The sequence below is a fragment of the Bacteroides sp. L10-4 genome, from assembly GCF_013373675.1.
In the GTDB taxonomy this organism is placed as follows: Bacteria; Bacteroidota; Bacteroidia; order Bacteroidales; family Bacteroidaceae; genus Bacteroides; species Bacteroides muris.
Genome location: NZ_JABXJH010000001.1, coordinates 208,263 through 217,207 on the forward strand (window position 1 = coordinate 208,263; position 8,945 = coordinate 217,207).

Consider the following 8,945-nt stretch of genomic DNA (forward strand, 5'->3'; position numbering starts at 1 on the left):
TTAGCTAATGGCAGCCCAATTAACGTTCGTTTTTCTCAACGCTTTCAATTGTCGCCACAAGACCTCATTCTCGGGCAACATGCCATGTGGGTCTGCATCCACCACCGTTTGGGCCACTTCACGAACATATTGCAGCAATTGTCCGTCACGGGCTATATCGGCAATCTTCAAATCGAAAGCAATGCCGCTCTGCTGTGTCCCTTCCAAATCTCCAGGACCACGCAGCTTCAAGTCTGCTTCCGCTATTTCAAAACCGTCATTGGTTCGCACCATTATCTCCAAACGTTTCCTTGTATCTTCCGCCAACTTATAACCGGTAACCAATATACAATAGGATTGGTCGGCTCCACGTCCTACGCGTCCCCGAAGCTGATGAAGCTGAGACAGCCCGAAACGCTCGGCGTTCTCAATCACCATCACCGAAGCATTGGGCACATTTACACCTACCTCAATCACAGTGGTAGCCACCATTATCTGTGCCTCACCGGATACGAACAACTGCATCTGGGCATCTTTCTCGGCAGGTTTCATCTTTCCATGCACCTTGCAAACCCTGCACTCGGGAAATTCCTCACAAATATGCAGATATCCTTCCTCAAGATTCTTTAAGTCAATCTTTTCGCTTTCCTTAATCAACGGATAGACAATATAAACCTGCCTACCTTCGGTAATCTGCTTGTGCATAGACTGGTACAAGCTTATCCGACGGCTATCAAACTGATGAAGAGTGACAATCGGCTTACGCCCGGGAGGTAATTCATCGATGACAGACACATCCAAATCGCCATAAAGCGTCATTGCCAATGTACGGGGAATCGGGGTTGCCGTCATCACCAATACATGGGGGGGCTGTACATTCTTTGTCCACAACCGTGCCCGTTGGGCCACGCCGAAACGATGCTGCTCATCAATCACAGCCAAACCGAGCGAAGCAAAATTCACCGTATCTTCAATGACGGCATGAGTACCTATTAATATATGTATATCTCCCGTCAACAAACCGGCAAGGATAGCTTCACGCCGCTTGCCCTTGACAGAACCGGTCAACAGTTCCACACGAACTTCCATTCCATACAGCAGTTCACGAATGGTTTCATAGTGCTGGTTTGCCAGAATCTCGGTAGGCGCCATCATACACGCCTGATAACCATTATCGAGCGCCATCAACATACTCATCAGCGCGACAAGCGTCTTTCCACTTCCCACATCGCCTTGCAACAAGCGGTTCATCTGCTTTCCCGAGCCTACATCCTTACGGATTTCCTTCAACACCCGCTTCTGCGCATTGGTCAGTTCAAAAGGAAGATTACGGGAATAGAAAGTATTGAACACTTCCCCCACCCTTTCAAAAATATAACCGCGATATTTCCGCTGACGGTCTTTTGCATACCGCAGGATGTTCAACTGTACGTAAAAAAGCTCCTCAAACTTCAGCCGATACTGTGCCTTGCGCAATAAATCCGGATTAGCGGGAAAGTGTATATTGACCAAAGCCTCCGTCAACGGAATCAGATGATGCTCGGCAAGTATAACAGGAGAAAGGGTTTCGGGCAATGGTTCATGCAACTGCTGTACTACCGTATTCATCATCTTCTCAATGGCATGTGAATTGAGAGAACTCCGCTTCATCTTTTCAGTCGTATTATAATAAGGTTGCAACCCCATGGACGACAATTTCAAGTCCGAAGCAGAGTCTATGTCCGGATGAGCCATGTTTATCCTGCCATTGAAGAAGGTGGGTTTTCCGAATACAATATATTCCTGATGCACTTTATACTTCCCCACCAGATATTTGATACCCTGAAACCAAACCAAGTCCACCACCCCCGTACCATCCGAGAAATGAGCAATCAACCTGCGCTGGCGCCCTTCTCCAGCCGTCTCAAAACTTAGTATCTCACCTTTCAGCTGAATATAGGGCATCGTCCCATCAATCTCCTGAATATAATAAATCCGACTGCGGTCTACATATTTATATGGAAAGTAATATAGTAAATCGTGCAAGGAGTAAATGCCCAATTCCTTATTGAGCACCGAAGCACGCTGCGGCCCGACGCCCGGCAAATATTTTATGTCACGCGTGGCTAAATCGAACATGAATCTATAAGAGCTGTGGCTATTTTTAAATCAAAAGGAGTGGTTATTTTAATGTTTTCCCTGTTTCCCGGTGTCAAAAAGACAGATGCACCCAATGCCTCCACCACAGAAGCATCATCGGTAAAGTGGGGCATATAAGGCTGCTCGTATGCCGCTTTCAGCAATTCCGCATCAAAAACCTGGGGAGTCTGCACCAATCTATAGTCATCCCTACTGACAGTCACACTGCCTTTCCCTCCTATACGTCGAACGGTCTCTACCACACCGATTACCGGAATTACGGCCTTTTTCTCAGCTGCCAAGTCATAGCAGCGCGTAATCACCTCCCGGGCCACAAACGGACGTACCCCATCGTGCACACCAACCAAAGCAGGTGTCTTTACCAAAGCCAAACCATTCCTTACAGAGTGAAACCGTGTCTCTCCTCCATCTGCAATAACATGCGGCAATAAAAAATGGTACTCCCTGCACAATTGCCTCCAGTAATCCTGCTGACCGCGGGGAAGTACCAATATTATCTGTATCCCGGTATTATAGTCATAAAACGCCTCCAACGTGCGCATCAAAACCGGCTTTCCCCCTATCGGAAGAAACTGTTTGGGAAGTTCGGTTCCCATGCGCAAGCCTTTGCCACCAGCTACAATCAAAGCATACTCCATTAATCGAGAATTGAAAGTTAAAGGACACACATGGCCCCTTTCAGTTCCTGTACCTTCTCTTTGCCTTGCAGCAGTTCCACTACGGCGAATGCAAAGTCCATAGCAGCACCCGGTCCTTTTCCTGTAATAATATTGCCGTCTCTTTCTATCAGAGCACCCGTACATTCGGCACCTTCCAGATATTGTTCAAATCCGGGATAACAAGTAGCCTTCTTGCCTTTCAGCAATCCCAGCTTACCCAATACCATTGGAGCTGCACAAATAGCAGCAATCGGTTTCTGCTCTTGGGCAAAACGCAGTATCAGGTTACGCAGTTCTCCACATTTTTCCAAAGTGGAAGCCCCCGGCATACCTCCCGGCAACAATATAAGATCTGCATCGTAGAAGTCGCAGTTTACCACATTCTTATCACACAAGACCGGCACATCGTGCGCTCCCGTCACTATTTCATCAGGAGTTACCGTCACCATTTCTACGTTCAATCCGGCACGTCTCATCACATCTACAGAAGTAAAAGCTTCTATTTCTTCAAATCCGTCGGCAAAAAAGACATAAACTGTACCCATAATTGTTCCTCCTCTTATTTTAGATTAAAATAATACGTTATTGTTCCCGTCTGATTGTTCAGGCCGCTTACCGCATTGAAACGGGCTTTCCTGGCAGCATCTTCCGCCGCTTTCCGCAATGCCGGATTGACGGTATTGGTCTGACGGTTGATACTGGTCGCTATCACATGTCCGGCAGGGTTCACTGTGATGGTCACCACAACCCGGCCCTCATCCTGCACATTATATACCGGTCGGGGCAATCCGCCCTCACCGAGAGAACGCCCGCCCAAATTAAACGAACCGTAACCTCCCGTACCCGAAGTAGCTCCGGACGGAGCATTCCCCGTAGGACTTCCTTGAATACCTTCTCCTTCCGTGTCACCTTTACTACCCATTTGGGCACCTTTGCCAAAAGCGCCGGCCACTCGTCTGCGGGCAGCCTCTTCGGCTTCCTTACGCTCCCGCTCGGCTTTTGCCGCCGCCAGTTTACGGGCTTCTTCCGCTTTTTCGGCTTCCGTTTTTTCCGGCTTCTTCACTTCCTCTTTTTTCTTGGGTTGGGCTTTGGGTTTTATCGCAACTGACTCTTCAGTTTCCTGCGTAATGATATCCTGCTCCACCGTTTCCTGTACCCGGGGGGCAATTTCCTCCGGCATAACGTCCACCTTTACCAAAGAAGGATCGGCAGCACCGAGTGCATCGGGCACTTCTCCCAACATAACAGGCACACCCCCTTCTTCCGAAGGTTCCGGCCGGGTGAATCCTACCAGTATCAAAAGGGCAATAATGGCAATATGCACCACGAGTGCACCTGCCATACCTATATATTTTCCTTTCTTCTTCTGATTCACCATTGCATTTACAATTTAACCATGTACAATGTACGATTTAGTTTTCCGGCGGCCGTGTTGCCAGCACCATCTTGAACTTATTCTCATTCGCAATATTCAGCACCTTCACTATTTCCCGATAGGGCACCGTTTCGTCAGCATACAAAGCTATATACATTTCAGGTTCCTTCTCCGCACATGATTGCAGGAAAGGAGTCAATTCTTCAAGCGTCAGAGACTGTTCCTTGTCATTGCCAAAAGCAGCATAATAATTCAGGTTCTTATCTATGATGACTCTTGTCAAAGGCTTCGCAGAGGTCTGTTGCTTTCCCTGCGGCAACAGCACCTTGATAGCATTGGGTGACACCATGGTAGACGTTATCATAAAGAAAATCAGCAGCAGGAAAATCAAGTCCGTCATGGACGCCATACTGAAATTGGGCGATATTTTAGCTCTACGTTTTAACACGCTTCTCCTCTTCTTTTAATTATTCATTTTTTAATAAATCATTTCGCCGGTTCATTCAACAAATCCATGAATGCCATTGTCTTGGCTTCCATCTTGTTGACCACGCCATCTATCAGTGTCACCAGATAATTATAGGCAAACATAGCTATGATGCCGACTATCAAACCGCCCACCGTAGTAATCATTGCCTCATAAATACCGCCGGAAAGCAAGCCGATATCAATGTTATTCCCGGCATTCGCCATTTGCCAAAACGCACGTACCATGCCTGTCACCGTGCCAAGAAAGCCAAGCATAGGAGCCCCACTGGAAATAGTGGCCATAATCGTCATTCCCTTCTCCAGTTTGGCAACCTCAATATTACCCACATTCTCGATGGCAGCCTGCACATCGTTCACCGGGCGTCCCAAACGGCTGATACCTTTTTCAATCATACGAGCCGAGGGAGTATCCACACTGCGACAATAAGCAATGGCAGCTTTCAATTCCCCACCCAAAATATAATCCTTTATTTTATCCATGAACTGAGGGTCTTCTTTCCCCGCCTTCCGGATAACATAATTACGTTCAAACAAGATGTAAAAACAAAGTACGGACATCAATCCCAAGACAACCATAATCCAGCCACCTTTGATGGCCATGCTCCATAAATTCATTTCGTCGGAAGCGTTTACTTGTGTCAGTACCGGATTGGCACCTGAAATAGAGTCAGTCAGTGCCGAAGCCACTTGGGCCAATAACAACATTACATTCATCAGCGAAGACAGTTTTTATATTCCTTGACCGTACGCTCCAATCCCAGATACAATGCGTCACTAATCAGCGCATGCCCGATGGACACCTCGTCCAGCCACGGAATGTTTTGATAAAAATAATTCAGATTCACCAGACTCAGGTCATGTCCGGCATTCAGCCCCAGACCTAAGCTTCGGGCCACCTTGGCAGCCTCGACAAAAGGAGCCACAGCCGCTTCCCGTCCTTTGGGATAAGCCGTAGCATAAGGTTCCGTATATAGCTCCACGCGGTCGGCACCGGCCTTGGCGGCATATTCTATCATTTCGGTATCGGTGGAAACAAATACGGAAGTACGGATACCGGCATTGTTGAACTCATCCAGCACTTCGTTCAAGAAGTCAAAATGGGTCTTGGTATCCCAACCTGCGTTTGAAGTCAGCTGTGTAGGACTGTCTGGAACCAAAGTAACCTGATGCGGTTTCACCTTCAAGACCAGATCTATAAAATCGGGTGCAGGATAACCTTCGATATTGAACTCCGTACGCAACAACGGCCGCAAATCATACACATCCTTACGGCGAATATGCCTTTCATCAGGACGGGGATGCACCGTAATACCATCAGCACCAAAGCTTTCACAATCCTGCGCAACCTTTATAACATTCGGGACATCACCTCCACGGGCATTGCGCAGCGTTGCAACCTTATTTATATTTACGCTTAATCTCGTCATAATTCGGTTTATAGTTTGGGACAAAAGTACAAATAATAGCAATATGTTGGCAGCATTCTGAGAAAAAAATAGCATCTTTGCGCAGCATAACAATAGATTGACTATGAAATTTGCCATAATTGGAAATACTTACCAAGCAAAAAAATCTTCCCATGCAGAGAATCTTTTCCGCATATTGGAACGGCATAATGCACAACTTTGTGTCTGCCGGGAATTCTATCATTTTCTGACTGCCGACTTACATCTTGACATACCGTCTGCCGAATTATTTGACGAAGATGACTTTCATGCCGACATGGTTATCAGCATCGGTGGTGACGGTACTTTTCTGAAGGCAGCCAGCCGTGTAGGAAAAAAGAATATTCCAATTTTAGGCATTAATACCGGCCGTCTGGGATTTTTAGCGGATATCTCTCCCGAAGAAATGGAGAACACTTTTGAAGAAATTTACAATAACCATTATAAAGTGGAAGAGCGTAGTGTGCTACAACTGAAATGTGATGACGAACTATTGATGAAGTTTCCTTATGCACTCAATGAAATTGCCGTACTAAAAAGGGACAGTTCTTCCATGATCAGTATCCACGCCGCCATCAATGGCGCTCCACTGACAACCTATCAAGCCGATGGACTGGTCATTTCCACCCCTACTGGCTCTACTGCCTATTCGCTCAGCGTAGGAGGTCCGGTCATCGTTCCTCACAGTAAGACGATTGCCATTACTCCTGTGGCTCCGCATAGTCTCAACGTCCGTCCCATCGTCATTTGTGACGACTGGGAAATTACACTTGATGTGGAAAGCCGCAGCCATAACTTCCTGGTTGCCATCGACGGGCGTAGCGAGTCCTGCAAAGAAACTACCCGGTTGCATATCTCACGGGCAGATTATTCCATCAAAGTAGTAAAACGCTACAACCACATCTTCTTTGACACATTACGGAATAAATTGATGTGGGGGGCGGATATCAGATAATATCCGTATATTTGCAAAGCATTCTAACTTTATCTTCAATATAAATGAAAACATTTTTCACCTTCCAAAGAACAGGAATATGCCTCCTGCTCGCAATGTTATTATCAGTATGCCATATTCAGGCACAAAACAACCTGGCAGCTTTGCTCCCCTTACCCAACCACATTCAACAAGGTGAAGGTTTATTCCGACTTTCGGAAAATGAAAAAATGGTTATCAGTTCCGGTACATTATCGTTCATTGCCAATGAACTACAAAACATTTGGCACCAACGATTCGATATGGAGCTCCCGATTGGTACAGAAGGAAGAATCAAGCTTCTACTTAACTCTGAAGTTCCTGACTATGAACAATACAGGCTCTCCATAACTCCCAACGAAATAACCATTGAAGGTAAAACCGCCGCCGGCATACTCTATGGCATATACACCCTTGACCAAGTACTCTTAGGAGATGTCATAAACACCGGAAACAAAAAAATCCAGTCCCTCTTCATCGAAGACAGCCCGGCGTATGCACACCGTGCGTTAATGCTCGACCCTGCCCGTCATTTTCTACCCGTGGATGATGTGAAACACTACATCCGGCAGATGGCACGTTATAAATTCAATGTATTGCAGCTCCACCTCAGTGACGATCAAGGCTGGCGAATTGAAATCAAAAGTCATCCTAAACTAACCGAAGTGGGCGCTTTCCGTACTCCTCAAGGGGGTAATAACGGACCCGACAACGGTTTCTATACCCAAGAGCAAATTAAAGACCTGGTAGAATATGCCGCAAACCTGAATGTGGAAATCATTCCCGAAATAGATATACCCGGACATACGGCTGCCATTCTTACAGCTTATCCGGAACTGCGTTGTGACATCCATAAAGACTCCATCTTCAAATTGGGCAAAACGGACAATGTCATGCTTTCCGCAGCCAATCCGCAAGTATATAAGCTCCTTGATGATGTCATCCGCGAAATGTCACTTCTCTTCCCCTCCAAGAAGATTCATTTGGGAGGGGATGAATCCGCCATCAAGAAGAACTGGGCAAAAAGCCCCGAAAACCTTCAACTGATGAAGGAACACGGCTATACCAATCCTGACCAATTAATGAACATCTTCTTCGGAAAGGTGTTGACTTCTACCAAACGGTACGGACTCCACACCATCCTCTGGTGCGAGCTGGATAATATCTATTACCCTGCCAGCAAATATCTCTTTGACTATCCACAAGATGTCACCCTCGTGACTTGGCGAAACGCCCTCACTCCTAAATGTATCGAACTGACACGGAAATCCAACAACACTCTTATTCTTGCTCCCGGTGAGTACGCTTATCTAGACTACCCGCAATACAAGAACGATTTTCCGGAATTCCACAATTGGGGAATGCCCATCACTACCCTTCAGAAAACATTCAGCTTCGATCCCACTTACAAACTAGAGGCTGACAAGCGCAAACAAATCATAGGAATCATGGGAACCCTATGGGGAGAAGCCATCAAAGATATAAACCGTGCCACCTATATGACTTTCCCCCGAGGATTGGCTTTAGCCGAAGCCGGCTGGAACAAAAATCCCGGTACAGACTGGAAAGACTTTAAACGCCGGATGTTACCTAACCTATACAATCTGATTCAACGGGGGGTGTCTATCCGTGTGCCTTTTGAGGTGTTCGGGAAAAATGAGAATTAAACTGCTACCAAGCCTAAAAAATAGATAGCGAACTATCTGGTTAGGGATTTAGTAGATGACAAAAATTAAATATATGCTGTTAAATATTTAACTTTCAAGTGATTAAATCTGCAAAAGTCCCTGAAATTTAGTAATTTAAAGGAAAAGTTTGGCGACTTTTCTCCATGAAAACTACTAATTCCAAGGACTCAGTCAAAGTTAACCAAATCCTCCCGATTA

Annotated in this window: 9 protein-coding genes; 2 read left to right on the plus strand and 7 right to left on the minus strand. The window is 46.2% G+C overall.

The window, feature by feature from the left end; translation table 11 throughout:
- The 7 genes from recG to HU824_RS00840 are packed head-to-tail and all read right to left on the minus strand — an operon-like array spanning window position 1 to window position 6,068.
- Window positions 1-2,097 (minus strand): ATP-dependent DNA helicase RecG, encoded by a 2,097-nt coding sequence (recG, locus tag HU824_RS00810; protein ID WP_176467761.1) that lies wholly within the window; start codon window positions 2,095-2,097, stop codon window positions 1-3.
- A complete protein-coding gene (locus HU824_RS00815) occupies window positions 2,085-2,756 on the minus strand; it encodes a 2-C-methyl-D-erythritol 4-phosphate cytidylyltransferase (protein WP_176467762.1) in 672 nt (223 codons plus the stop codon). The genes recG and HU824_RS00815 overlap by 13 nt, the downstream gene beginning before the upstream one ends.
- Window positions 2,757-2,773: 17 nt before the next feature.
- Window positions 2,774-3,322 carry a DJ-1 family glyoxalase III gene (locus tag HU824_RS00820; RefSeq protein WP_176467763.1) on the minus strand — a complete coding sequence of 183 codons (549 nt, stop codon included), beginning with the start codon at window positions 3,320-3,322 and terminating at the stop codon, window positions 2,774-2,776.
- 14 nt (window positions 3,323-3,336) lie between these two features.
- Window positions 3,337-4,155: an energy transducer TonB gene (locus tag HU824_RS00825; RefSeq protein ID WP_176467764.1), complete on the minus strand. Its 819-nt coding sequence runs from the start codon at window positions 4,153-4,155 to the stop codon at window positions 3,337-3,339.
- Between the two features lie 34 nt (window positions 4,156-4,189).
- A complete protein-coding gene (locus tag HU824_RS00830; protein ID WP_246866876.1) occupies window positions 4,190-4,600 on the minus strand; it encodes a biopolymer transporter ExbD in 411 nt (136 codons plus the stop codon).
- Between the two features lie 38 nt (window positions 4,601-4,638).
- On the minus strand, window positions 4,639-5,355 hold the full coding sequence (locus HU824_RS00835; RefSeq protein WP_176467765.1) for a MotA/TolQ/ExbB proton channel family protein: 717 nt from the start codon (window positions 5,353-5,355) through the stop codon (window positions 4,639-4,641).
- Window positions 5,355-6,068 (minus strand): pyridoxine 5'-phosphate synthase, encoded by a 714-nt coding sequence (locus tag HU824_RS00840; RefSeq protein ID WP_136009104.1) that lies wholly within the window; start codon window positions 6,066-6,068, stop codon window positions 5,355-5,357. The genes HU824_RS00835 and HU824_RS00840 overlap by 1 nt, the downstream gene beginning before the upstream one ends.
- 103 nt (window positions 6,069-6,171) lie before the next feature.
- Here HU824_RS00840 and HU824_RS00845 point away from each other — a divergent pair, with 103 nt between their 5' ends.
- Together HU824_RS00845 and HU824_RS00850 are read left to right on the plus strand one after the other, a co-directional pair.
- A complete protein-coding gene (locus HU824_RS00845) occupies window positions 6,172-7,041 on the plus strand; it encodes an NAD kinase (RefSeq protein WP_136009105.1) in 870 nt (289 codons plus the stop codon).
- A gap of 95 nt (window positions 7,042-7,136) precedes the next feature.
- Entirely contained in the window at window positions 7,137-8,726 is a 1,590-nt protein-coding gene (locus tag HU824_RS00850) for a beta-N-acetylhexosaminidase (protein ID WP_176467771.1), read from the plus strand.
- The last annotated feature ends 219 nt before the right edge of the window (window positions 8,727-8,945 follow it).

Bases quoted from the DNA above. Each gene is read 5' to 3' on its own strand.
- HU824_RS00845 (WP_136009105.1), top strand. From the start codon at position 6,172: ATGAAATTTGCCATAATTGGAAATACTTACCAAGCAAAAAAATCTTCC.
- recG (WP_176467761.1), bottom strand. From the start codon at position 2,097: ATGTTCGATTTAGCCACGCGTGACATAAAATATTTGCCGGGCGTCGGG.
- HU824_RS00850 (WP_176467771.1), top strand. From the start codon at position 7,137: ATGTTATTATCAGTATGCCATATTCAGGCACAAAACAACCTGGCAGCT.
- HU824_RS00825 (WP_176467764.1), bottom strand. From the start codon at position 4,155: ATGGTGAATCAGAAGAAGAAAGGAAAATATATAGGTATGGCAGGTGCA.
- HU824_RS00820 (WP_176467763.1), bottom strand. From the start codon at position 3,322: ATGGGTACAGTTTATGTCTTTTTTGCCGACGGATTTGAAGAAATAGAA.
- HU824_RS00835 (WP_176467765.1), bottom strand. From the start codon at position 5,355: ATGAATGTAATGTTGTTATTGGCCCAAGTGGCTTCGGCACTGACTGAC.
- HU824_RS00815 (WP_176467762.1), bottom strand. From the start codon at position 2,756: ATGGAGTATGCTTTGATTGTAGCTGGTGGCAAAGGCTTGCGCATGGGA.
- HU824_RS00840 (WP_136009104.1), bottom strand. From the start codon at position 6,068: ATGACGAGATTAAGCGTAAATATAAATAAGGTTGCAACGCTGCGCAAT.